At 71.5% G+C, this 23,514-nt stretch carries 19 protein-coding genes and 1 tRNA gene; 11 read left to right on the top strand and 9 right to left on the bottom strand.

Translation table 11 applies throughout. The annotated features are described in order from the left end of the window. Positions 1–26: 26 nt before the first annotated feature. Both lysA and argS read right to left on the bottom strand, forming a co-directional pair. A complete protein-coding gene (gene lysA, locus HAV40_RS21135) occupies positions 27–1,409 on the bottom strand; it encodes a diaminopimelate decarboxylase (protein ID WP_166383875.1) in 1,383 nt (460 codons plus the stop codon). Positions 1,410–1,415: 6 nt separating this feature from the next. Then, complete coding sequence (gene argS / locus HAV40_RS21130) at positions 1,416–3,059, bottom strand: arginine--tRNA ligase (protein WP_166383873.1); 1,644 nt, start codon at positions 3,057–3,059, stop codon at positions 1,416–1,418. A gap of 86 nt (positions 3,060–3,145) precedes the next feature. Here argS and HAV40_RS21125 point away from each other — a divergent pair, with 86 nt between their 5' ends. The 5 genes from HAV40_RS21125 (at position 3,146) to HAV40_RS21105 (ending at position 6,196) form a co-directional block, all read left to right on the top strand. Further along, complete coding sequence (locus HAV40_RS21125; protein WP_166383871.1) at positions 3,146–3,946, top strand: DUF3105 domain-containing protein; 801 nt, start codon at positions 3,146–3,148, stop codon at positions 3,944–3,946. A gap of 10 nt (positions 3,947–3,956) precedes the next feature. After that, positions 3,957–4,586 (top strand): DUF305 domain-containing protein, encoded by a 630-nt coding sequence (locus HAV40_RS21120; RefSeq protein WP_166383869.1) that lies wholly within the window; start codon positions 3,957–3,959, stop codon positions 4,584–4,586. Positions 4,587–4,716: 130 nt separating this feature from the next. Next, a tRNA-Arg gene (locus HAV40_RS21115) sits at positions 4,717–4,791 on the top strand. A 250-nt stretch (positions 4,792–5,041) separates the two neighbouring features. Further along, complete coding sequence (locus tag HAV40_RS21110) at positions 5,042–5,701, top strand: hypothetical protein (protein ID WP_166383867.1); 660 nt, start codon at positions 5,042–5,044, stop codon at positions 5,699–5,701. Positions 5,702–5,770: 69 nt separating this feature from the next. Next, entirely contained in the window at positions 5,771–6,196 is a 426-nt protein-coding gene (locus HAV40_RS21105) for a VOC family protein (protein ID WP_166383865.1), read from the top strand. On the opposite strand, the gene HAV40_RS21100 is transcribed toward HAV40_RS21105, so the two are convergent. Continuing rightward, entirely contained in the window at positions 6,165–6,557 is a 393-nt protein-coding gene (locus HAV40_RS21100) for a hypothetical protein (RefSeq protein WP_166383863.1), read from the bottom strand. The two genes, HAV40_RS21105 and HAV40_RS21100, sit on opposite strands and share 32 nt — an antisense overlap. An 86-nt stretch (positions 6,558–6,643) precedes the next feature. Here HAV40_RS21100 and HAV40_RS21095 point away from each other — a divergent pair, with 86 nt between their 5' ends. Continuing rightward, positions 6,644–7,651: a UDP-N-acetylmuramate dehydrogenase gene (locus HAV40_RS21095; protein WP_166384153.1), complete on the top strand. Its 1,008-nt coding sequence runs from the start codon at positions 6,644–6,646 to the stop codon at positions 7,649–7,651. A gap of 16 nt (positions 7,652–7,667) precedes the next feature. Here HAV40_RS21095 and HAV40_RS21090 read toward each other — a convergent pair whose 3' ends face one another. Together HAV40_RS21090 and HAV40_RS21085 are read right to left on the bottom strand one after the other, a co-directional pair. Next, positions 7,668–8,648, bottom strand: coding sequence for a serine hydrolase domain-containing protein (locus HAV40_RS21090; RefSeq protein ID WP_239086507.1), 981 nt, complete (start codon positions 8,646–8,648; stop codon positions 7,668–7,670). Positions 8,649–8,655: 7 nt separating this feature from the next. Next, complete coding sequence (locus HAV40_RS21085) at positions 8,656–9,546, bottom strand: fumarylacetoacetate hydrolase family protein (protein WP_166383859.1); 891 nt, start codon at positions 9,544–9,546, stop codon at positions 8,656–8,658. Positions 9,547–9,560: 14 nt separating this feature from the next. Between HAV40_RS21085 and HAV40_RS21080 the strand changes: the two genes are divergently transcribed. Beyond that, the gene (locus HAV40_RS21080; protein ID WP_239086462.1) at positions 9,561–11,372 is read left to right on the top strand and encodes an IlvD/Edd family dehydratase; all 1,812 of its coding nucleotides are present in this window, start codon (positions 9,561–9,563) and stop codon (positions 11,370–11,372) included. Between the two features lie 61 nt (positions 11,373–11,433). Here the strand turns inward: HAV40_RS21080 and HAV40_RS21075 are convergent, their stop codons facing one another. Further along, a complete protein-coding gene (locus HAV40_RS21075) occupies positions 11,434–15,609 on the bottom strand; it encodes a S8 family serine peptidase (RefSeq protein ID WP_166383857.1) in 4,176 nt (1,391 codons plus the stop codon). Positions 15,610–15,700: 91 nt separating this feature from the next. Here HAV40_RS21075 and HAV40_RS21070 point away from each other — a divergent pair, with 91 nt between their 5' ends. Further along, positions 15,701–16,648, top strand: a complete 948-nt coding sequence (locus HAV40_RS21070; RefSeq protein ID WP_239086463.1) for a helix-turn-helix domain-containing protein — start codon at positions 15,701–15,703, stop codon at positions 16,646–16,648. Positions 16,649–16,723: 75 nt separating this feature from the next. On the opposite strand, the gene HAV40_RS21065 is transcribed toward HAV40_RS21070, so the two are convergent. Then, complete coding sequence (locus tag HAV40_RS21065; RefSeq protein WP_166383853.1) at positions 16,724–17,617, bottom strand: NAD-dependent epimerase/dehydratase family protein; 894 nt, start codon at positions 17,615–17,617, stop codon at positions 16,724–16,726. A 211-nt stretch (positions 17,618–17,828) separates the two neighbouring features. On the opposite strand from HAV40_RS21065, the gene HAV40_RS21060 reads away from it, so the two are divergent. Further along, positions 17,829–19,019: an MFS transporter gene (locus HAV40_RS21060; protein WP_166383851.1), complete on the top strand. Its 1,191-nt coding sequence runs from the start codon at positions 17,829–17,831 to the stop codon at positions 19,017–19,019. Positions 19,020–19,050: 31 nt separating this feature from the next. Here the strand turns inward: HAV40_RS21060 and HAV40_RS21055 are convergent, their stop codons facing one another. Further along, entirely contained in the window at positions 19,051–20,184 is a 1,134-nt protein-coding gene (locus tag HAV40_RS21055) for a hypothetical protein (RefSeq protein WP_166383849.1), read from the bottom strand. Positions 20,185–20,446: 262 nt separating this feature from the next. On the opposite strand from HAV40_RS21055, the gene HAV40_RS21050 reads away from it, so the two are divergent. Further along, entirely contained in the window at positions 20,447–21,547 is a 1,101-nt protein-coding gene (locus tag HAV40_RS21050; RefSeq protein WP_166383847.1) for a type I restriction endonuclease, read from the top strand. Between the two features lie 161 nt (positions 21,548–21,708). Beyond that, entirely contained in the window at positions 21,709–22,170 is a 462-nt protein-coding gene (locus tag HAV40_RS21045) for a hypothetical protein (protein WP_166383845.1), read from the top strand. A gap of 88 nt (positions 22,171–22,258) precedes the next feature. Here HAV40_RS21045 and HAV40_RS21040 read toward each other — a convergent pair whose 3' ends face one another. After that, the gene (locus tag HAV40_RS21040) at positions 22,259–23,503 is read right to left on the bottom strand and encodes an amidohydrolase/deacetylase family metallohydrolase (RefSeq protein WP_166383843.1); all 1,245 of its coding nucleotides are present in this window, start codon (positions 23,501–23,503) and stop codon (positions 22,259–22,261) included. Positions 23,504–23,514: the final 11 nt, after the last annotated feature.

The following is a 23,514-nucleotide window of genomic DNA, read 5'->3' as shown; positions in this document are numbered from 1 at the left end:
TCACCTGGACAGGACGCAGTCGCGCCCTACCCCACGTCCAACGCCAGGAGATCGTCCTCGGTCTCCCTGCGCACGATCACCCGTGCCTGTCCGTCGCGCACCGCCACGACAGGCGGCCGCGGCACGTGGTTGTAGTTGCTGGCCATGCTCCGGCAGTAGGCGCCGGTTCCGGGCACCGCGATAAGATCTCCGGGCCGGACGTCAGCGGGCAGGAATTCATCCTTCACCACCACGTCCCCCGCCTCACAATGTTTTCCCACCACGCGGGCAAGAATCGGCTCGGCCTGTGACGCACGCGACGCCAGCGTCGCCGAGTACGACGCGTCGTACAGCGCGGTGCGGATGTTGTCACTCATGCCGCCGTCCACGCTCACGTACGTGCGCAGACCGTCCAGCGGTTTGACGGTGCCGACCTCGTACAGCGTGAAGGTCGACGGGCCGACGATGGCCCGGCCCGGCTCCACGGACAGGTGCGGCTGGGCGATGCCCAGGCCCCGGCACTCGTCCGCCACGATCTTGAACATCCGCTCGGCCAGGTCACCGGCCGGGGACGGGGTGTCCTGGCTGGTGTACGCGATGCCGAAGCCGCCGCCCAGGTCCAGCTCGGGCAGGTCGACGCCCAGCTCGGTGCGGATGCGCTCCTGCAGGGTCAGGATCCGCCGGGCGCTGACCTCGAAGCCCGACGTGTCGAAGATCTGGGAGCCGATGTGCGAGTGCAGGCCGCGCAGCTCCAGCGTGCCCTGCTCCAGGATCAGCCGGGCCGCCTCGAACGCCTTGCCGCCCGCCAGCGAGAAGCCGAACTTCTGGTCCTCGTGCGCGGTCGCGATGAACTCGTGGGTGTGCGCCTCCACGCCGACCGTCACCCGGATCATGACGCGGGGACGGACCCCGCGCTCCCGGGCGATCGCCGACAGGCGCTCGATCTCGTCGAACGAGTCGACCACGATCCGGCCGACCCCGGCCTCGACGGCGCGGTTCAGCTCGCGTACCGACTTGTTGTTGCCGTGCAGCGCGATCCGGGCCGGGTCCATGCCCGCCGCCAGCGCGGTGGCCAGCTCGCCGCCGCTGCACACGTCGAGGTTCATCTCCTCCTCGACCAGGATGCGCACGATCGCCCGGCACAGGAACGCCTTGCCCGCGTAGTACACGTCCGCCCCGGCGAAGCCGGTCTTGAAGTCCCGGCAGCGTCCCCGGAAATCCTCCTCGTCCAGCACGTACGCAGGGGTCCCGAACTCCTGCGCCAGCGACGCCACGTCCCGGCCGCCGACCCGCAACACCCCGGCCGCGTCCTTGGTCGCGGTCCGCGGCCACAGCGGCGCCATCAGTTCGTTCACATCAGCGGGCGTACGCAGCCAGGTCGGCCCCTGCCCGAAGTCGCCGTGCAGGGCCCCAGCCTCATGAGCGCGCAAGGGTGTTCACATCCGTTCAGGGGCGGTCACGCCGAGCAGGCCGAGGCCGTTGGCGATGACAGTGCGGGTGGCGTCGTTGAGCCAGAGCCGGGCTACGTTGACGGGCTCGATCGGTGCGTCCCCCATGGGCAGCACCCGGCAGTTGTCGTAGAAGCGGTGGAACGCGGCGGCCAGCTTCTCCAGGTAGTCCGCGATCCGGTGCGGCTCGCGCAGTTCGGCGGCGCTCGCGACCACACCCGGATAGTCGCCGAGCGTCTTGAGCAGCTCCAGCTCCTTCGGGTGGGTCAGCAGGGCCGGGTCGAACGGCGCGGTGTCGCGGGTCAGGCCCAGGTCCGCCGCGTTGCGCCCGACGCTCGCCGTGCGCGCGGCGACATACTGCACGTAGTACACCGGGTTGTCCCGGGTCGCCCGGGTCCACAGGTCGACGTCGATGTCGATCGGCGAGTGGATGCTGTAGCGGGCCAGGGCGTAGCGGGAGGCGTCCACGCCGATCGCCTCGACCAGGTCCTCCATGGTCACCACGGTGCCCGCGCGCTTGCTCATGCGCAGCGGCTGGCCGTCGCGGACCAGGCTCACCAGCTGGCCGATGAGGATCTCCAGGTTGACGTTCGGGTCATCGCCGAAGCAGGCCGCCATCGCGCGCATCCGGCCCACGTATCCGTGGTGGTCGGCGCCCAGCATCATGACGATCTTCTCCGCGCCCCGCTCCCGCTTGTCCAGGTAGTAGGCGCAGTCGGCGGCGAAGTAGGTCCACTCGCCGTCGCTCTTGCGCAGCACCCGGTCCTTGTCGTCGCCGAAGTCGGTGGTGCGCAGCCAGGTCGCGCCGTCGGCCTCGTAGATGTGCCCCTGCGCCCGCAGCCGCTCCAGGGCCAGGTCCAGCTCGCCCTTGGCGTGCAGGTCCTTCTCGTTGAAGTACACGTCGAAGTGCGTGCCGAACTCGTTCAGCGACGACTTGATCTGCGCGAACATCAGCTCGACGCCCTCGACCCGGAACGTCTCCAGGTCGTCCGCGCCGGGATGCTTGGCCCGCACCGCCTCGGCGATCTCGGCGATGTACGCGCCGCCGTAGCCGTCCTCCGGCGTCGCCTCGCCCCGCGCCGCGGCCAGCAGCGACTTGGCGAACCGGTCGATCTGCGAACCGGCGTCGTTGAAGTAGTACTCCGTGGTCACGTCCGCGCCCGCCGCCTTGAGCAGCCGCGCCAGCGCGTCGCCGACCGCCGCCCAGCGGACCCCGCCCAGGTGGATCGGGCCGGTCGGGTTCGCCGACACGAACTCCAGGTTCAGCCGCACCCCCGCCAGCGCCGTCCCGTGCCCGTACGCCGGGCCCTGCTCGACCACCAGGCGGGCCAGCTCCCCGGCCGCCGCCGCGTCCACCCGGATGTTCAGGAAGCCCGGTCCGGCGATCTCCACCGCAGCGATCCCTGTGAATTTGCTGAGTTCCTCGGCGAGCGCCCCGGCCAGCTCACGGGGGTTCGTGCCGACCTTCTTGGCGACCTGCAGGGCCAGGTTGGTGGCGTAATCCCCGTGCTCAGGGTTGCGCGGACGCTCCAGCGTCGCCGCCGCCGGCAGGGCCGCCAGATCGAGGTCGCGGGCCGTGAAGACGGCTTTTGCGGCGGTCAGGACAGCATCGGCGATATTCGCGGGAGTCACCCGGCCATGCTAACCGGGTAGACTTCGGCCCTCCGCGTCCCACCGCACGGCGGGCGCGCCCACCCCTCGATGTGACGGACACCACGATGAGCATCAGCACGCCTGGCGGGGAGAACCGCCCCGGTCTCGTGAAGGTCGGCGGCAAGCCCGCGGCCGGCGCCAAGCCCGGCACCAAGACCACCACCGGCGGCACCGGCGGCAAGACCCCACCGAAGAGTGGCGGCCCCCGCAAGCCCATCACGCCGATCAAGGTCAACCAGGGTCGCAACTGGGGCCCGATCGCCATGTTCGTCGCCGTGGGCGTGATCGCGGTCGGCATCATCGGCTGGGGCGCCTGGGCGGCGTTCAAGCCGGGCGGCGCGGGCTACGACTGGGAGACGCGCGCCGGCGGCATCAGCGGCATCAACCACGTGACCACCGAGCTCAAGAGCAACCACACGTACAACCCGGAGAAGTACGAGCAGAGCCCGCCGGTCGGCGGCACCCACAGCTACGTGTGGCAGCAGTGCATGGGCAACGTCTACGACGCGCCCATCCCCAACGAGCACGCGGTGCACAGCCTCGAGCACGGCGCGGTCTGGATCACGTACCGCAGCGACCTGCCCGCCGACCAGGTGGCCGCACTCGCCGCCAAGGTCGAGGGCAAGGAGATGATGCTGATGAGCCCGGTCGTGAACCTGGACAAGCCGATCTCCCTGCAGGCCTGGTCCTACCAGCTCAAGGTCGACAACGCGAGCGACTCCCGGATCGACGACTTCATCGGCGCGCTGCGCGTCAACGCGACCCAGGAGCCCGGCGCGGTCTGCTCGGGCGGCAACACGGCCACCGGCGACAAGCCGCTGACCGAGGAGCAGGTCGCCGCCCTCCAGCAGCAGCAGCAGGGCTGACGGGAGCACCATGACGGACGTGGGGAACAGCCCTCGGTTCAGCACACGGGGGCTGGCCCTCTCCGTGGCGCTCGCGCTGCTGGTCGGACTCGCCATCGGCTTCGGCGTGAGCCGCCTGGCCGCGCCGAGCACCCCGGCCGACGACTCGGCCGCCGCCGGCTTCGCCCGGGACATGTCGACGCACCACGCCCAGGCCGTCGCCATGGGCATGATCGCCGCGAAGAAGGGCCTCGCGCCCGAGGTACGCACCCTCGGTGAGGACATCGCGCTGACCCAGCAGGGCCAGATCGGCATCATGAGCCAGTGGCTGCGGGACTGGAGCCTCAACCTCAACTCCTCGGCAAAGCCGATGGCGTGGATGCCCGACGGCGACAAGAGCGCGCTCAACGGCAACCTCATGCCGGGCATGGCCACGCCGCAGGAGATGACGGCGCTGGAGAACGCCAGCGGCAAGACCGTCGACACCCTGTTCCTGGAGATGATGATCAAACATCACCTGGGTGGCGTACACATGGTCGACGCCGTGCTCACCGCGACCGACGACCCGGACGTGCTCTGGCTGGCCAAGGGCATGAAGACGCGGCAGACGCTGGAGATCTCGGAGATGCAGAAGCTGCAGACCACGCTCGCCAAACGCTGAGCCCCGTACGCAGGACGAGGGCCCCACCGGAGTTCCGGCGGGGCCCTCGCGCGTTCCCGACGCGCTCGCCTCCGCCCGGATACCGATTCGGTGCCGCGCGGGGGACCTGCTACTCTTTGTCGGTCGCTGAGCCCCCGTAGCTCAGGGGATAGAGCACCGCCCTCCGGAGGCGGGGGCGCAGGTTCGAATCCTGCCGGGGGCACCATTTCCACCAGCCACAGCAGCCGCTGACCTGTTATCCGGTCGGCGGCTTTTGCGTACCTGAGCCGGGCCACCGTTGGCGCCCGGCTTGTCCCCTCCGTCCGGCTTTCCGGGGCACGGTTACGGCGAAGATCGCTGTTTGAGGTCACAAGGTGTGGTGTGACCTCAGGTTTTGACCGCAAACGGCGATCTCCAGGGCTCGACTAGGCGTCAGGGGCGTCGCGGACGTGGCGGGTGACAGTAGATTGCCGGGCATGACGTCGTCGCTGTCGTTGTCGGTCGAGGACCTCCGGGTGATCGTGCGGGTCGACGGTGAGGATCTGAGCCGGGCCGATGGCAACGGCGGCCCGGACCCGTGGCACGTGCTCGTGCCGGTAAACCGCTTCACGGCGACCGGCGAGGTCACGAGCGCGACGATCGCCTGCTGCCCGAGCTGCGGCCCGGGGTGCTACACCATCGATGCGCACATCCGCCGCGAAGGTGACACCGTGCACTGGGAGTGGGGCGAGTGGCGCAACGGGGCGTGGACAGGCGAGCGGCGTACAGCGCTGTTCGACGCCGCGACCTATGACGCCGAGGCGGCCCGTATCGGAGCCGACCACAGGTGGGAGACCGCCGAGCGCCGCGCCGGGCGGATCATTCTCACCGGCCTTGCCCTGCCGTCGGGCATCGCGGGCGTACGGATCAGCGTCGGCCGCCCCGGCGAACTCGACGTGTGGCTGGAGGAGCCGGACGAGTACCAGATCTTCGTGACCGTGCCCTGGGACGTCGAGCTACCCGACGAGAGCGCCGACCGGGCGCGGGCACTACTCGCCGGGCCTGCCGCGCGATGGCCCGCGAGCTGGCACAGCGTCAAGGGCCGGGAGGATCCGCCGTCGTGCGCCGGACCGGCCTGGCGGCGCCTCGAGCTGTGATCCAGGGTCTTGACGGGCGAGCCCGCCGAGCCGGTGTGCCCGTGCGCCCTCGTCGGTAACGTGAGCTGCATGGACATCAAGGTCTCGCACTGCTTCATCATCGTCGACGATCACGAGAAGGCCCTCGGGTTCTACCGGGACGTGCTCGGCTTCGAGGTGCGCACCGACGTCAGCTACGAGGGCATGCGCTGGGTGACGGTCGTGCCGCCGAGCCAGCCCGACCTGGAGATCACCATCGAGACCCCGGAGTCCCACCCGGACGCCTCCCCCGAGGACAAGCAGAAGGAGTACGACCTGCTGGCCAAGGGTCTGCTGCGCGGGCTGATCTTCACCACCGACGACGTCGACGCGGCCTTCGAGCACATCCGCGCCTCCGGTGCCGAAGTGCTGCAGGAGCCCGCCGACCAGGCCTACGGCGTACGCGACTGCGCGTTCCGTGACCCGGCCGGGAACATGATCCGCCTCAATCAGCCGAACCGGAGGCAGCGGGCCTGATCAGGAGGTCTTCCTGACGGCCTTCACCCGCTGTGTTCTGCGCGACGTCCGGGTGGGCCTGCGCGTGGGGCGGGCGATCGGCCTGGGCCTGCTGCCGCTGACGGGCAGTGGCCCGTGCCGGGCCGCCGTCGTGCCGCCACATCTCGTGCTCCCGGATGATCCAGCCGAAGGTCGCTGCCGCGATGAACACGACGAACAGGGCGAACGAGACGACGACCAGGCTGAGGAACACGGGCGCGAACTGCGGCAACTGATGGAGGTCCGGGCTGGCCAGGCCCGCGAGGCCGCACACCCCCATGAGCACGGTCGCGCCGATGAGCAGGGTGAGCCGTCCGGTCTGCGTGGGGTGAGGATGCGCCATGGCGAGATGGTGCCACGCGTGTTCAGCACGCGGGGGGCGTGACGGTCGGCCCGCGCCGCTGCCTCGGTAGGCTCGGGCGCGTGACCATGACGTTTGCTGAGCTGACCACGATGCGGGTCGGTGGCCCGATCGGGCGGCTGGAAGTCGCCCGCAGCACGCCGCACGCGATCGACCTGCTCCGCGACGCGGGCGACACCGACGAGCCGCTGCTGGTGCTGGGCGGGGGTTCGAACCTCGTCGTCGGTGACGTCGGCTGGGACGGCACGGTCGTCCGGATGGCGTCGGGCGAGTTCGACATCGACGGCGAGCTGGTCACCGCCGCCGCCGGGGTCGAGTGGGATCACCTGGTGCGTACGGTGCTGGCCGCGGGCCTGTCCGGGGTCGAGGCGCTGTCGGGCATCCCCGGCTCGGTGGGAGGCACGCCGGTGCAGAACGTCGGCGCGTACGGCACCGTGACGTCGGACGTGCTGGAGTCGGTGACCGTGTTCGACCGTACGACCGATGAGGTCGAGGTCTGGTCGCCGGAGCGGTGCGGGTTCGGCACTCACCGGATGTCGGTGTTCAAGCACAGCGACCGCTGGGTCGTGCTGGACGTGACGTACCGGCTGCGCCGCGGCGGGCAGTCCGCCCCGGTGACGTTCCCGGCGGTCGCGAAGCGGCTGGGGATCGAGGTCGGCGGCACGGCTGACCCGGCCGACGTACGCGAGGCGGTGCTGGAGCAGCGCCGGGCGCGCGGCATGGTGCTGGACGCCGCCGACCACGACACGTGGAGCGTCGGGTCGTTCTTCCTCAACCCGGTGCTCGCCGAGGTGCCCGACCGGGCCCGCGAGTGCCCCGGCCAGCCGGACGCCAAGGGCACCAAGCTGCACGCCGCGTGGCTCATCCAGCACGCCGGTTTCGGTCCCGGCTACGGATCCGACTGGGGCAACGGCACCGTCTCCCTCTCGACCCGGCACACCCTCGCCCTGACCAACCGAGGCGGCGCCACCACCGCCGACGTCCTGAAGTTCGCCGCCCACATCCGCGACGGCGTCCAGTCGACCTTCGACGTCGACCTGACGCCCGAATGCCACCTCGTCAACTGCTCCTTCTGACCCGCGCCCGGCGCGGTCAGGGGTGGTGGGTGGCGATCGTGTCGAGGAGGGTGGCGCACCAGTCGCGGAAAGGTTCCGGGTGGTCACGGGAGGGGTGTACGCGGTTGCTGAGGATGACGACGCCGTAGTCGCGGGCGGGTTCGAGCCAGATGCGGTTGCCGACGAAGCCTGAGCAGCCGTAGGAGTCCACGCCCGCGTGGTGGCCGCCGATGCCGCGGGTCGGTGGGAGCCACCAGCCGAGGCCGAAGCGCTCGTCCGCGCTGTTCTCCGCCCAGCACCGGGTGGCGGCGCGGTGCAGGTGTGCGGGCAGCACGGTGCCCGCCAGCCAGGACTGTGCCGCAGCGGTGACCTGGGCGAGGGTGCCGAACCCGCCGGCCTGGCCGGCCACCCCGCCCATGGCGTACGCGTTCTCGTCGTGCACCTCGCCGACGACCAGCCGCCCGCGCCAGGCGCACTGCTCGGTGGCCACGGCCGATCCCGGCACCGGCCCGAACCTCAGGCCGCTGCGCCGCCGGGCCAGCTCGTCGAGGCTCACCCCGGTGTGGTCCTGGACCGCCTCGCCGAGCAGCAGAAACCCGAGATCGCTGTACTCGGCCTCGCCACCGGGCTCCCGTGCCAGCGGAGTAGCCACCGCCTGCGCGACGATCTCGTCCCGCGTCGCGGCCGTCCGGAAGAACTGCCGTACGGCGGGCAGGCCTGCCTGGTGGGAGAGCAGCTGGGCAACCGTCGCCCGGCCGACCGGGTGGCCGTCAGCGCGGGCCCATACGTCGGCGAGCGGGCGGTCGAGGTCGAGGTGTGCCAGCACCTCGGGCAGGGTCACCAGCGTCTTGGTCACGCTGGCCAGGTCCCACCAGTCGTCGCTGCCGACCGGTCTGCCGGTGGTGCGGTCGGCTGTGCCGGTGACCTCGCTGAACCGGGTCGCCGTGCGGTCGAAGACGCTGACCGCCACCGCGGGCATGGGCGCGGCCGCCATCAGCCGCCTGATCTCGTCGTACACGGTCAACTCAGGCTCCGGGGGGCAGGCCGCGCCGGACCGGGTTGGCCAGGGTGCCGATCGTGCCGATGGTGATCTGTACGGTGTCGCCGTCGCGCAGGCTGAACGGCGTGGGCGGCACGAGGCAGGTGCCGGTGGACAGCACCACGCCGTCGGGGTGCACATCGCCCCGCATCAGATAGCCGACCAGGTCGTCGAGCCGCCGGTGCAGCTGCGAGGTGCTGGCCGTGCCCTGCCAGGCGGTGCCGCCGTCGCGGGTGATGGCCAGCGCGATGTCCAGGTCGTACGGATCAGCCACCGCCCACACGGGCGTGATCCAGGGACCGAGCGCGCACGCCCCGAAGTAGATCTTCGCCTGGGGCAGGTACAGCGGATTCTCGCCCTCGATGGTGCGCGACGACACGTCGTCGCAGATCGTGTACCCGACGATCTCGCCGAACCGGTTGACCACCAGGGCGAGCTCGGGTTCGGGAACGTCCACCTCGGAGTCCGCGCGTACGCCGATCGGCTCACCGGGGCCGCGCACCCGCCACGCCGCCGACTTGAAGAACAGTTCGGGGCGGGCCGCTTCGTAGACGAGCTGGTACACGTCGGCGGCGCGCTCGCTCTCCTCGACCCGCGCCTCGCGGGAGACGCGGTAGGTGACGCCGCTGGCCCATACCTCGGTGGTCCCGTCGACCGGAGCGAGCAGCCGCACCCGCGCCAGCGGCAGCGCCGGTCCCGGCTCGTGCCGGGTCAGCAGGTCGCGCAACTCCGCCAGCGGCAGCCGCCACAGCTCAGCCAGCGACGCGACGCCGCGCAGCTCAGTGACCTCGCCGTCGGCGTGCAGCCCGATACGCACCTCCGGCGCATCGGCCACCCGGTATCGGACGATGTTCACGGCCGTGTGTGGTGCGGACATGCCAGCAGACCCTAGTGTGGCGATACACGAAAACCCAGCGCGTCCGTGGCGGGCACCGCACCTTCGCGCACGGCCCGGAGGTGGACATGGACGCGGGGGCCGAGCCGGCGCGGCGCAGTCAGGAGTGGTTCGGCGCGCAGGGGCGTTCGGGCATGGTGTACCGGTCCTGGATGCGTAACCAGGGCCACGGCCCTGAGGTCTTCGACGGGCGGCCGGTCATCGGCATCGCCTCGACCTGGTCGGAGCTGGCCCCGTGCAACGCCCACCTGGACCGGGTCGCCGAGTCCGTGAAGCAGGGCGTCTGGCAGGCGGGCGGCTTCCCGCTGGTCTTCCCGGTGATGGCGACCGGCGAGACGCTGATGCGCCCGACCGCGATGCTGTACCGCAACCTGGTCGCGATGGTGGGCGAGGAGCTGATGCGCGCCAACCCGCTCGACGGCGTGGTGCTGCTGTCCGGCTGCGACAAGACCACGCCGGGCCTGCTGATGGCGGCGGCGAGCGTGGACCTGCCCGCGATCATGGTGACCGGCGGGCCGATGCTCAACGGCAAGTTCCAGGGCGCGGACGTCGGCTCCGGCACGCACGTGTGGAAGTTCGAGGCCGAGGTCAAGGCGGGCCGGATGAGCGCCGCCGAGTGCGCGGTCGCCGAGGGCTGCATGGCCCGCTCCAACGGCCACTGCATGACGATGGGCACCGCCTCGACCATGGCGTGCCTGGCCGAGGCGCTCGGTATGCAGCTGCCAGGTTCGGCGAGCTGGCCCGCGGTCGACGCCCGCCGGTACGAGACGGCCCAGGCCGCCGGGCGGCGCATTGTGGCGATGGTCGAGGAGGATCTGCGGCCCAGTGCGGTGCTGACCCGCGCGGCGTTCGAGAACGCCATTCGCGCCAACGCGGCGATCGGGGGTTCGACCAACGCGGTGCTGCACCTGCTCGCGCTGGCCGGGCGGGTCGGGGTCGAGCTGAGCCTCGGCGACTTCGACGCGCTGGTCCGGCGGGTGCCCACGCTGGTCGACCTGATGCCGACGGGCCGGTTCCTGATGGAGGACTTCTGCTACGCGGGCGGGCTGCCGGTGGTGCTGCGACGGCTGGCCGAGGCCGGGCTGCTGCACGGCGACGCGGTCACCGTCACCGGGCGCGGGATCGGCGCGGAGTCCGCCGCGGCCGCCTGCTGGAACGACGACGTGATCCGCCCGTGGGACGAGCCGCTGCAGGCGGCGGGCAGCGGCACGGCCGTGCTGGGCGGCAACCTGTGCCCGCGCGGCGCGGTGCTCAAGCAGTCGGCGGCCTCGCCGCACCTGCTGGTCCACGAGGGACGCGCCGTCGTCTTCGAGTCGCCCGAGGACTACCACGCGGTATGCGACGACGACGACCTGGACATGTCGGCCGAGGACGTGATCGTGGTCCGTGGCGCGGGGCCGAAGGGATACCCCGGCATGCCCGAGGTGGCCAACGTGCCGATCCCGACCCGGCTGCTGCGGCAGGGCGTGACCGACATGGTACGGATCAGCGACGGCCGGATGAGCGGCACCGGCTTCGGCACCGTGGTCCTGCACGTGTCCCCCGAGGCGGCCGTCGGCGGGCCGCTCGCCCTGGTCCGGACCGGTGACCTGATCCGGCTCGACGTGCCGGGACGCACCCTCGACCTGCTGGTCCCCGACGAGGAGCTGACCCGGCGGGCCGTGGCCTGGACCGATCGCCCACAGGCCGCGGACCGGTCGGGTTACCGCTGGCTCTACCGCGCCCACGTACAGCAGGCCGACCAGGGCGCCGACTTCGACTTCCTCACCGGCTGCCGCGGCTCCGAGGTCCCCCGCGACTCCCACTGAGTCACCAGAAAGGGAGGGCGCCTTCTTGACGCTACGCGTCGGGAAGGCGCCCTTCCCGTGTTCAGTGGAGCGGGATGCGGTGGATGCCGCCGCGGAGGGTGCCTGCGAAGAGCCAGCGGCCGTCGGGGCTGACGGCGAGCGTGGTGACGTCGCGGTTCTGCAGGCCGGAGGAGATGTTGTGCCAGGTCCGGCCGTTGTCGGTGCTGCGCAGGACGCCCCGGCCGCCCTTGGCCAGGCCGTACTCGGACCACGTGGTGGTGGCCGCGTAGAGGGTGTCGCCCTTGGCGGCGAAGTCGGACACCATCAGGCCCAGCGGGCCGGTGTCGGCGGTGCGGAAGGTCCGGCCGCCGTCGGTGCTGATCCGGATGGACGGGCCGCCCACCACGATCCGCTTCGCCTCGACGCGCAGGGCGGTGACCTGGCCGTCGGCGACCTTGGTCAGGGTCGTGCCGCCGTCGTCGGAGCGGTAGAGGCCGCTGTTCATGCCCAGCCACAGCCGCTTGGCGTTGGCCGGGTCACCGGCCAGCGCGTTGACCCGCTCGTCGAGGTACAGGTTCTTCCACGTCTGGCCGCCGTCCACGGTGACGGTGAGGCCCTGGCCGGACATGCGCTCGAAGGCGGCGTACACCCGGTCGTCGTCGGCGGGGTGGATCAGCAGCGCGGTCGGCTTCTCGGTGCCGGTGAAGACCTCGGTCCAGGTCCGGCCGCCGTCGGTGCTGCGGCCGAACATGAACTGGTCGCCCCAGGCGGCCCGGCGGATCTTCCAGACCAGCTTCGGGTCGGCCGGGGACACGGCGACGAACTCCGCGCCCGCGCCGATCCAGCCCTCGCCCTCGGCCACGCCCCAGTCGGGGCCCGCCGCGGGCCAGGCCGTGCGGTAGAGGCCGTTCTCGGTGCCCGCGAGCAGGTCCCCGCCGACTACCGCGAGGTCGTACACCGTGGTGCCCTGCACGCCGAGGCGGCGGTAACCGCCCTGCTCCATCGTGTACAGCCCGGCCGAGGTGGCCGTGGTCGACGTGCCGTCGGCCCAGCGGTCGTAGTCGGTGAACAGCGCGTCGTGCGTGGGCAGGGGCACCGTCTGCCAGGTGCGGCCGTGGTCGTGGCTGAGCAGGCCCTCGCCGGACAGGGTCGACACGTACAGGTCGCCGCCGGAGGTGCGCATCGTGTGCAGGCCGAACTCGCGGCTGTACAGGGTGGACCAGGTCTTGCCGCCGTCGTGGGAGCCGACGACGCCCTCGGTCCACACCGAGGCCGCGACGACGCCCTCGTCGGCGACGAGCCCGGCGACGTACTTCGACGCGCTGTCGTACACCTGCGTCGCGGTGCCCGGCGTGCCGGAGGTGACCGCGGGCAGCTTCCACACGCCGTCGTGCGTGGCGAGGTAGAGGTCGTCGCCGCCGATCGCCGCGTACGCGATCTCGCCCGGCAGGCTGGTCTGCTGCGGCGTCCAGGTGTCGCCGCCGTCGACGCTGGTCAGCAGCGTGCCGCTGACAACCGCCACCAGCACGCGGGACTGCGCGTCGGCGACCAGCGCGTCGACCCAGCCGCTCGGGGTGGGCAGCGTCTGCCAGGTGCGGCCCCTGTCGGTGGTACGCAGGATCTTGCCGCCGGTCTGCGGGTCGTTGACGGCGTACCACCAGCGTGACGCGTTCTTCGTGTCGAGCACGGGCGTGGCGATGCCCGCGGACCCGGCGACCGGGAGCCGGTTGAGCTGGCTCCAGTTCGCGCCGTGGTCGGTGGTGAGCCAGGGGCCCGCCTTGTAGTCGGTGGTCATGACGCCGAGCGCCCCGTCGGCCGGGGTGACGGCGAGCTGCCCGCCGGTGCCGTTCGGGCCGACCGGCTCCCACTTGTCGCGGCGTACGTCGGCGGGGATCACCTCGAAGCCGCTCGCCCCGATCAGGCGCTGGCCGGTGGCGGCGGTGCCGCGCACGGCGACGGCGTACCCGCCGGACTGCTCGCCGGTCAGGGCGGCCGTGTAGACGTTGTCGTGCTGGTGCGTGGCCGTGACGGTGTACGCGCGGCCGTGCGGCGGGGTGACGGTGACGACGGGCGGGGCGGTCAGCGGAGTCGGCGAGCCGACCCACACGGTGCTGTGGCCGTCGCTCGGGTCAGGCGTCGCGGATACGATCAGCGGGCGGACGACCAGCAGGTACGGGACCCGGGCGACGCGGCCCGCGCCGCCGTCGGCGGTGATCACGCCGGACAGCTCGGTGTCCCCGGCGGGGCGCTTGGCGCGCAGCGTGACGGTGACCTTGGCGGTCCGTCCGGCCGCGACGGTGACCCGGTCCGGCTTGACGGTGACGGACCTGCTGTCGCCGCGCAGGCGCACAGTCGTCGCGCGGGTGCCCGAGTTGCGCAGGGTCACCGTGGCGGTGCCGCCGACGGTCGGGCCGCCCAGGTCGGCGAGGCCGAACGAGACCGACGCGGGGTTCGCGGTGAGCGTGGTGCGGGCGGCGGCGGCCACGTCGAGCCGGCCGGAGCCGTACGCCGTCGGGGTGCCGCCGACCGGCTTGGCCGAGCCGACCAGCGTCGCCAGCACCTCGGCGGGGTCCTGCCCCGGGTGCAGCTGGCGTAGCAGCGCGGCAGCGCCCGCGACGTGCGGGGCGGCCATCGAGGTGCCGGACATCAGGTACTGCCCCGGCCCGAACAGCGCGGTCGGCACCGTCGAGCGGATGCCCACACCCGGCGCGACCAGGTCGGGCTTGAGGCCGAAGCGCGGCGACGGGCCGCGCGAGGAGAACGCGGCGATCCGGTCGGTGACGTTCTCGCCCTTGATCGTGACGTTGACCGGTCCGGCCTCCAGCCGCGTGCTCAGCTCGGCGAACTGCGTGCCGTCCATGCCGAGCACGACGATCTTGTCCATCCGGTACAGGTCACCGGACGCCTGCGTGCCGATCAGCCCCTGGGGCAGGCTGGTCGACGGCGCGACCGGGACGGAGCCCTCGGCGGCGGCGACGACCGGACCGGAGTCGGCCTGGCCCGAGATCACCGCGACCGCGCCGCGCCGCTCCAGCTCCTTGGCCAGGTCCAGCTCCCACTGGGACAGGTAGTCGAGCGCCGGTGCGGCGAAGCCGTTGACCCGCACCACCTTGCCGCGCAGGTCGCCGAGCGTGGCCAGCTCCTCGGGGCTGCCGTAACCCGCGTCGACCAGGCGGCCGGTGACCGGCTTGGCCGCCGGGTTCGCCGACAGCACGCCCCGGTACGTCTGCAGGCGCACCCCGCCGACGTACGCGGTGGGCAGCACCATGTTGCTGGTGGACGCGCCCACGGCGATGACGCCGTCGGCGGCGGCCGGGGTGCCGACCGTGTCCCGGCCGGGGCCGCTGTTGCCCGCCGAGGCCACGACCACGACACCGGCCCGGGTGGCCGCGGTGGCGGCCATGCCGAGCGGGTCGAGGCCGTCGCCGTAGCCGCCGAGGCTCATGTTGATCACGTCGGCGCGGTGCGGGTTGGCCGGGTCGGCCGCCGCCTCGATGCCTGCGACGATGTCCGAGGTGTAGCCCTCGCCCCACTCGTTCATCACCTTGTACGCCAGCAGGCTCGCCTCCGGCGCGACGCCGGTGATGCCGCCCGGCGTGGCCGCCCGGCCCGCGATGATGCCCGCCACGTGGGTGCCGTGCCCGTTGTCGTCCATCGGATCGGCGTCGCCGTTGACGAAGTCGTACCCGCCGACGACCTTGAACCCCTCGCCCATGCCGCCGCCGAGGTCGGGGTGGCTGTAGTCGACGCCGCTGTCGATGACGGCGACGGTCACGCCCTGGCCCTTGGCCGGGTTGCCGGTGGCGTCCTGCCGCTTCCAGACCTCGGTCGCGCCGATCAGCGGCACGCTCACGTCGGTGTGCGAGCGCACCGGGGCGTCCGGGACCACGGCGAGCACGCCCGGCAGCGCGGACAGCCGCGCTACGTCGTCGGCGGGCACCGTGGCGGCGACCGCGTTGACCAGCAGGCCCAGCGGGCGTTCGCGGGTCAGCCGCAGGCCCTTGCCGCGGGCGCCGTCGAGGAAGGCGCGCTGGCGGTCCTGCACCGCCTTGCGCGCGCCGGTGACCTGGGCCGCACCGGCCGCGTCACGCAGCGCGCCGGCCGGGGCGGACGCCACCGCCGCGTCGCCGGCCAGCAGCACGATGACCCGCCGCTGTGGCGCCGGGGTGGCGGCGTCGGCCGGGGACCACACCGAGAGCGTTCCGGTGACGACCACGGCTGTCAGCCCGGCCGCCCAAAAACGAGGGGGGAGTTTCATAGCTAAGCGGTCTAACGGTCATCGGCTGTTCGGCGCAATGATCTCCGCTGGCCCGTTGCTGCCGGTGGCACTGTTAGGCCAAGATCGGCTTATGCCCTCCGACCTCACCCCCGCCGGTGTCGACCCCTTCGACGAGGCCGTCTACCGGGCCATTCTCGTCCGCCGCACCGCCGCCCCCGGCGACCTGGCCGAGGAACTCGGCTGCTCGTCCGATCGGGTCGCCCGCGCCCTGGACCGGCTGCGCGACCACGGTCTGGTCGGGCGGCTGGCGGGCAACCGCCGCCGCTATGCCGCGATCGAACCGCAGGCCGCCGTCGCCGCCCTGGTCCGCGCCCGTTCGGCCGAACTGGACCAGGTCCAGGCGGCGGCCGGGCAGCTCGCACTGCTGTTCGCCGCCGCGAACTCCGGCACCGGCGAGGAGATCGAGATCGTCACCGGCAGCGAGGCGCTGGGCCGGTGGTTCGTCCAGATCCAGCAGGAGGCCCGCGAGGAGGTCATCACCCTGGACCGGCCGCCGTACGCGCTGACCACGTCGAACCCGATCGAGCAGACCGGCATCGCGCGCGGCGTGCACTACCGCGCCGTGTACGCCCCCGAGGCCCTGGAGTGGCCCGGCGTCCTCGACGACATCCGCGAGCTGATCAGCCACGGCGAGCAGGCCCGCGTGCTACCCGGCCTGCGCATCAAACTCGCCATCGCCGACCGCCGCATCGCCCTGATGCCGCTGTCCCTGGACCTGTCCGAGGTCAGGGCCGCCGTCATCCGCCCGTCCACGCTGCTCGACGGGCTCATCGACTACTGGGAGATGTGCTGGCGCGCGGCCGTGCCCCTGCTCGCCCCGGTCGAGGACCCGGTCTCCGAGGAGGACCGCGCCCTGCTCACCCTGCTGGTCAGCGGCCTGAAGGACGAGGCCGTCGCCCGCCAGCTCGACTGGTCAGTGCGCACCATGCGCCGCCGCATCAGCCGCCTCTACGAACTCCTGGGCGCCGCCAACCGCTTCCAGGCCGGGGCCATCGCCGCGCGTCGCGGCTGGATCTGACCCCGCTGGTTCGGGGAAACCGCAGCCATCCACGTCCGGAAGGCTGCGCTTTCCCCGAAACAGCGGGCAGACAGGTCAGGGGCGCGGGTTGTCGCGGACGAAGTCGGCGATGTAGGCGTCCAGGGCGACCTTGGGCTCCCAGCCGAGGTCGCGGACCTTGGAGTTGTCGGCGCGGCCGTGGGTGCGCTCGCCGCGCTTGGCCGGGATCAGGACGTACTCGGTGCCGAACAGCTTGGCGACCTCGGTCAGCTCCCACTCGCGGCCGTTGCCGAGCAGGTAGCCGTCGCCCTTGCCGCCCTCGGCGGAGACCAGGATGCCCGAGATGATGTCCGAGATGTGGGTGAAGTCGCGGGTCTGGGTGCCCGGGGACACCACGGTCAGCGGCTCACCGGCCAGGTACTGCCGCTCGAAGATGCCGAGCACGGTCGCGTAGGTGCCCGCGCTGATCTGCCCCGGGCCGTACGCGTTGTAGAAGTACGTGATGACGTAGTCGAGGCCGTACCACTCGCCGTAGTTCTTGATCAGCTCGACGTTCTTGGCCTTGGTCCAGGCGTACGGGTTGAGGTGCTCGTCCTTGCCCTCGTTGCCGAACTTCGAGCTGGACGCCGAGTAGACCAGCCGCGCGCCGTGCTGGGCGGCGAAGCGGATGACCTCCTTGGTCCCGTGGGTGTTGTACTCCCAGGTGCGGTCGAACTCGTCGAACGACTGCACGATCCGGGCGTACTCCCCCAGGTGGAACACCATCTTCGGGGCCTCGTAGCCGTGCTCGGCCCAGATCTTGAAGATGTCGACCGTCGACCCGTCTAGGTACGTCACCCGCTCGTCGACGATCTCGTTGTCGTGGCGGCCCGTGAAGTAGTTGTCGACGGACACGATCCGCGCGGTCGGGCGCGTGTCCAGCAGCGCCCGGATGAGGTGTGTGCCCACGAAGCCGGCACCACCGGTGACCAGCAGCGTCTCGTTCGACATGATTCTCGGCTCCCGCAGTTCTCGACCGGCACGGATCAGCTCCCGGCCGGCCGTGAGCGGGCACGCCGCTCGAACCCAGAGCCTGGCCAGGGCACTGCGCAGCATACAGGCTCAGGCGTGGACCCGGCCGGGCTGCGGGGCGGGCGGACTGCGCATACATTCATGATGTTCGTCCCCGCAGAGGTCTGCCACACCCCCCGGAGCGCCAGCCTTGACCTCGTCACCGCACGACCACGTCCTGCCCCGCCGTGCCCGGCTGGCCGTCTGCCTGCTGTTCGGGCTGTACGGCGTGATCCTCGGCACCTGGACCACCCGCATCCCGGCGATCAAGCAGGACCTGTCGCTCACCGACGGGGCGCTCAGCCTCGGGCTGCTGGCCTTCGCTGCCGGGGCGATCATCGGCATGCAGGCCGCGGGACGGCTGGTCGACCGGTACGGCACGTACCGGCTGCTGCTGCCCGTGGCGCTCGCCGACGGCCTGCTGCTGGTCTCCCCCGCGCTGGCCCCGAACCTGATCGTGCTCGCCGGTTGCCTGCTGGCCTTCGGCATCACCCACGGACTGCTCAACATCACCATGAACACCGCCGCCGTCGAGGTGCAGCGGGCCTGGCAGGCGCCGATCATGTCCTCGTTCCACGCCGTGTACAGCGTCGGCGGCTTCCTCGGGGCGGCCGTCGGCGGGCTGTGCGCGTACGCCGGGCTCAGCGCGGCAGCCACCTTCCTCACAGTGGCCGCGGTCGTGGCGGTGATCGCACCGGTGGCGGCGCGCTGGCGGCTCGCCCCGTCGGCTGTCCCCGTGGCGGAGACCGGTGCGGGCCGGGGCGGGCTGCCGGGCGTGACGTTCCTCGGGGTGCTGGTGTTCTGCTGCCTGGTCGGCGAGGGCGCGGCGGCCGACTGGAGCAGCGTCTACCTGCACGACAGCCTCGGCAGCACGCCGGGCTTCGCCGCTGCCGCGTACGCCGCCTTCTCGATCATGATGATGGCCGGCCGGATGGTCGGCGACCGGCTCACCGCCACCCTGGGCCCGGTCCGCCTGGTCCGCTACAGCGGCGTGCTCGCCGCCCTCGGCCTCGGCACGGCGCTGCTCATCGGGCACCCGGTCGCCGGAGTCGCCGGATTCGGCCTGCTCGGCGCGGGCCTGGCCTGTATCGCCCCCCAGGTCTTCTCCACCGCCGGCGGCCAGGACCCCGCGCGGGCGGGCCAGGCCATCGCGCGCGTCGCCAGCCTCGGCTTCCTCGGCTTCGTCGTCGGCCCGCTGGCGATCGGCGCACTCGCCGAACTGATCGGCCTGCCCGCCGCCCTCACCATCCCTGCGGTGCTGGCCCTGTTCGTCGCCGCGGCGGCGACCTCCCTGCGCCCCCGCGCACCCCACCCCGCCACTGCCGCACCCGTCACCACCTGAGCCGAGCGCCCCAGCCGCCTGCTGCTCGGACCTACCTGCGCAGGGTGGAGGACTTGAGGGTGGGGTTGCGGGCGCCGAGGAAGAAGATGCCGGGCAAGCCCTGGGTCTCGAAGCCGTCGCTGGGGTTGCGCTGCAGGGTGGAGCTCTCGATCGTCATCGTGCCGGTGCGGTCGTTGCTGACGAAGAAGACCGCGCCGCCGCCCTCCTCGGCATGGTTGTCGGTGACGATCGAGCCCGCGATGCGCACCGTGAACAGGTTGCCGTCGGTGTAGATCGCCCCACCGCTGCCGCCGCCGGGCTTGCCCGCGCGGGCCGGGTTCGCGCCGCTGCCGATCGCGCTGTTGTGGGTGAGCACGCTGTTGAGCACCACCCACGAGACGCCGATGCTGCTCAGCGCCCCGCCGTTGGAGCACCGGCCGCCCAGTCCCTTGCCGCCGCCGAAGGTGCTGTTCACGATGTACACCGGCAGGCCCTTGGACTGGCTGAGCACCCGGATCGCCGCCCCGCCGAGATCAGGGCCGGTGTCGTCGCACCGGTTGCGGACGAAGCGCGCGTTGACCACCTTGAGCCGCCCGCCGCGTACGAAGATCGCCCCGCCACCGCCGCCCTCGCCGGTCTCGCCGGTCGAGTTGCCGTCGGCGAAGGTCAGGTTCTGCACCGTCAACTGCGGGTGATCCTGGTCCTGGCAGTGTGAGGTGGTCCAGCCCTGCGCCTTGTCACACGTGTTCATGTAGAGGATGCGCCGCTTGCCGCCGCCACTGAGGGTGATCTTCCCGCCGCCGTCGAGCACGATCTTCGGCCCGTTCGCGTTCTTCACCTTCGCGGTGGCGGCCATGGTGATCGTCAGCGGATGCGGCCCGCAGTCGAACGTGATGACCCCACCCGCCGCGACGGCGGCGACCACCGCTTTGGAGGTGCAGCTAGCGGGCGTACCGTTGCCGATCTTGCGGGTCGGCCGCGAGGTGTCCACAGCCTTGGCCTCGGCGGGCACGGCGGCCCGCCCCTTGGGGTTGCCCGTCACGAACGCGGCCGGCGCGGGCGACGAGGGAGCCGCACTCGGAGCCGCCGACGCGGACGGCGGCGCGGCACTCGGCCCAGCCTCCACCCAGTTGCCCTGCGGCCCCTCGGGCACCTCCGACCCGCACCCCGCAGGCAAGACCGCCATCAGGGCACCGGCAACGACCGCGACACAGGAACGCCAACGCACCGCAGGAGCCTAAGCCCCCACCTGACATCCCGCCTCCCGAGCAGAGCCCAGCCTCTCCGGCACCCCGCACCCATCGCAGCGCGATCGAGGCAGCACGATCACGCCTTTCCGTCGTTCCGAGCCGACGAAAGGAGGATCAACTCGGCCGGTTTCGCCGCTTTGCGCTACTCGATCACTAGGTAGCATCCCGGTACGCCTGGTTCACAAAGGAGTGTGCTTTATGGAGTTTGAGGCAAGAGTCGCCGCGCTCGCCGAGAAGGTGCGAAATCAGCGGGACGTCATTCTGACCGAGGAAGCCGCCAAGAACGCCTTCATCATGCCCTTCATCTCCTTGATCCTCGGCTACGACGTGTTCGACCCGATGGAGGTCGTGCCCGAGTACATCGCCGATGTGGGGATCAAGAAGGGCGAGAAAGTCGACTACGCGATCATGCGTAACGGCGAGGTCCAGATCCTCATCGAGTGCAAGCAGCCGCGGGATGCGCTCAGAATCGAACACGCCTCACAGCTCTACCGGTACTTCGCCGTGACGAACGCGCGGATCGCCCTGCTCACCAATGGGCAGGTCTACCACTTCTACACCGACCTCGACGCCCCCAACAAGATGGATGCCAAGCCGTTCCTGGTGCTGGACCTCGACGACGTGGACGAGGCACTGCTGCCCGAGCTGCGCAAACTCACGAAAGAGGCCTTCGATCTCGACTCCATCATCAGCGCGGCTGAGGAGCTGAAGTATCTCGGTCAGATCAAGCGCGAGATGGCCGCACAGTTCAGGGAACCCGAGGACGACTGGGTGAAGTTCTTCACGACCAGGGCCTACGACGGAATGTTCACGCAGAAGGTACGTGAGCAGTTTCGGGCACTCGTCGCCAAAGCAGCAACGCAGTTCGTACGGGATCAGGTGAACGAGCGGCTGAAGAGTGCCCTTTACACGAACATCCCCAAGCAGGCCGGCGCCCCCGCCGAGGTCCTCGACAGCGAGGATGTGGCGTTGAGCGACGTCAGCCGCGACACCGAGGTGGAGACCACTCTCGAAGAGCTCACCGGATACCAGATCGTCAAGGCGATCGCGTGTATCGAGGTGAAGCCGCAACGGGTGGTGTGCCGTGATGCCAAGTCGTACTTCGCTGTGCTTCTCGACGACAACAACCGCAAGCCCATTGCACGATTGCATTTCAACGGCAAGGCGCGGAAGTACCTCGGCACCTTCGACGCGAACAAGACCGAGACCCGTCATCTGATCGAGTCAATGGACGACATCTACCTTCACGCCGACGCCATCCGACATGCGGTGCGGAGCCTGCTGGGCGAGAGCGCCTAGCAGCGACAGCAAACGCGTGACCGGCGTCGTGATGATACGTGGTCAGGTGGCTCCCCACGTGGGCTTGGCCGAGTTCGCCCGGAACGGGTCGGCGCGGGATGAAGATGGTCATCTTGGGCCGGCTCTCCCAGCCGGGCCCGCGGCCCCGATTGGAGGACGTCATGCGACGCCTCTCACGCGCAGCCTGCATCCTCTCCACCACCTTCCTCGCCGCAATCGGTTTCGGCGCGCTGCCCGCGGCGGCGGCCGAGCCCACGCCACAGGTCTGCACCAAGACCGCCAAGACGGTCGAGGACGGCCTCAGCGACTTCGCCAAGGAGCTGTCCAAGGTCACCGCTGCCGCCGACGCGGGCAACATGACGGCCGCCAACCAGTCCGTGAAGGCGGCGGGCGGCGAGCTGGTGGACCTCGCCGCGAACCTGCGCACCGATGCGTCGACCGCGGACGCCACGGACGTCAAGACCACGCTCGGCCAGCTCGCCGACGAGTTCGAGTCGCAGGGCAAGAGCCTGACCGACATGAACTCGCTGCAGAAGCTCGACGTCGCGCGCATCGACGCGCTCTCCGACCAGATGATCGCCATCTGCGGCGCCGCCTCCGGCACCCCGGCGACGCCGCGCTGACCGAGCCCCGCTTGCACCGCCTGTCCCGATCTGGATGAGTTGTGGTCGTCCCGACGATCACAACTCATCCATTACCCGCGTGGAGCGGTCATCGCGGGAACTGCTCGTCGAGGCCGCCGGGGGTGACCAGGGGTGTGGTGAGCAGGTCCCGGACCAGGCGCGAGCGGTGGGCGAGCGCGTCGCGCTGGGCTGTGGTGAGCGGCACCCAGGGCGGTGGCGGGGCGGGCAGGCTCGGTGGCAGCAGCCGCCCGGCGACGTACGTGGCCTCGTTGCGCAGCCGCAGTGGTGCGGTCCGCAGCTGCCCGTGTACGTCGGCCAGCGGAAAACCGCCCTCCTCCAGCGCGAACACGGCCACGTCCGCCGGTGCGCCGACACGCAGTGTGCCGCCGGACAGGCCGAGCGCGCGAGCCGGGGCGATCGTGGCCGAGGCGACGACCGTGGCCAGCGGCACGCCGACGGCGAGCAGCTTGGCCATCGTGGTCGGCAGGTCGAACGCCGGGCCGTGCAGCGAGCGCGCGTGCAGGTCGGTGGAGACCGTGTGCGGCGGCATCCCTGCCGCGAGTTGCGCCTCCAGCACGTCGTACGCGAAGCCGCCCGAGCCGTGTCCCAGGTCGAACAGGACCCCGGCGTCGTACGCGCGGCGCAGGGCCGGATCGAGGCCGCCCCGGCCCAGGGCGATGCCGCTGGCGCAGTGCGTGACGATGTCACCGGCCCCGAGCAGCGGTAGCAGTTCGCCGATCGCGGGCGGCGCGAGCCCGATGTGGACCATCACCGGCAGCTCGCAGGCACGGGCGACGGTGATCGCCCGGCGTAGCGGCTCCAGCCCGTTCGCCCCGACCGTGTTGGCGTCGATCCGGGCCTTGATCCCGTACACCAGGTCACGGTTCGCGGCGATGGTGGTGACGGCCAGGTCGACGTCGCACGCGGCGAGGTCGCGGGACTCCCCGGTGAGCCCGGTCAGCCCGACCGCGGAGATGTTGAGCAGCACCGGCACCCGCACCCGGTAGCCGTTCACGGCGGCGCGCAGCGCGTCCAGCCCGTACGCCCCGGCGGAGCCCGCGTCGACCCAGGTGGTGACCCCGGAGCACCAGGCGGCCGGGCCGGGGTCGATGCCCCAGTAGGTCGCGCCGGGAAACACGTGCGTGTGCAGGTCGACCAGGCCGGGAGTGACCAGCCGACCGCGTGCGTCGACCAGTTCACGGGCGTTCTCGCGGGCCAGGCCGGTCCCGACGGCGGCGATCCGGCCACCGGTCACCGCCACGTCGGCGATCCCGTCGACGCCGCCGTCCGGGTCGATCACGTGTCCGCCGGTCAGCAGCAGGTCGTACGCCATGCCAGGGCTCC

The sequence above is a fragment of the Catellatospora methionotrophica genome (assembly GCF_011297335.1).
Classification (GTDB): domain Bacteria; phylum Actinomycetota; class Actinomycetes; order Mycobacteriales; family Micromonosporaceae; genus Catellatospora; species Catellatospora methionotrophica.
This window is presented reverse-complemented; position numbering and strand designations above follow the sequence as displayed.

Excerpts from the sequence above, each read along its gene's own strand:
- HAV40_RS21075 (WP_166383857.1), bottom strand. The coding sequence starts at position 15,609 with ATGAAACTCCCCCCTCGTTTTTGGGCGGCCGGGCTGACAGCCGTGGTC.
- HAV40_RS21070 (WP_239086463.1), top strand. The coding sequence starts at position 15,701 with ATGCCCTCCGACCTCACCCCCGCCGGTGTCGACCCCTTCGACGAGGCC.
- HAV40_RS21120 (WP_166383869.1), top strand. The coding sequence starts at position 3,957 with ATGACGGACGTGGGGAACAGCCCTCGGTTCAGCACACGGGGGCTGGCC.
- HAV40_RS21125 (WP_166383871.1), top strand. The coding sequence starts at position 3,146 with ATGAGCATCAGCACGCCTGGCGGGGAGAACCGCCCCGGTCTCGTGAAG.
- HAV40_RS21050 (WP_166383847.1), top strand. The coding sequence starts at position 20,447 with ATGGAGTTTGAGGCAAGAGTCGCCGCGCTCGCCGAGAAGGTGCGAAAT.
- HAV40_RS21045 (WP_166383845.1), top strand. The coding sequence starts at position 21,709 with ATGCGACGCCTCTCACGCGCAGCCTGCATCCTCTCCACCACCTTCCTC.
- HAV40_RS21110 (WP_166383867.1), top strand. The coding sequence starts at position 5,042 with ATGACGTCGTCGCTGTCGTTGTCGGTCGAGGACCTCCGGGTGATCGTG.
- HAV40_RS21085 (WP_166383859.1), bottom strand. The coding sequence starts at position 9,546 with ATGTCCGCACCACACACGGCCGTGAACATCGTCCGATACCGGGTGGCC.
- HAV40_RS21105 (WP_166383865.1), top strand. The coding sequence starts at position 5,771 with ATGGACATCAAGGTCTCGCACTGCTTCATCATCGTCGACGATCACGAG.
- HAV40_RS21100 (WP_166383863.1), bottom strand. The coding sequence starts at position 6,557 with ATGGCGCATCCTCACCCCACGCAGACCGGACGGCTCACCCTGCTCATC.
- HAV40_RS21065 (WP_166383853.1), bottom strand. The coding sequence starts at position 17,617 with ATGTCGAACGAGACGCTGCTGGTCACCGGTGGTGCCGGCTTCGTGGGC.
- HAV40_RS21055 (WP_166383849.1), bottom strand. The coding sequence starts at position 20,184 with ATGGCGGTCTTGCCTGCGGGGTGCGGGTCGGAGGTGCCCGAGGGGCCG.
- HAV40_RS21040 (WP_166383843.1), bottom strand. The coding sequence starts at position 23,503 with ATGGCGTACGACCTGCTGCTGACCGGCGGACACGTGATCGACCCGGAC.
- HAV40_RS21095 (WP_166384153.1), top strand. The coding sequence starts at position 6,644 with ATGACGTTTGCTGAGCTGACCACGATGCGGGTCGGTGGCCCGATCGGG.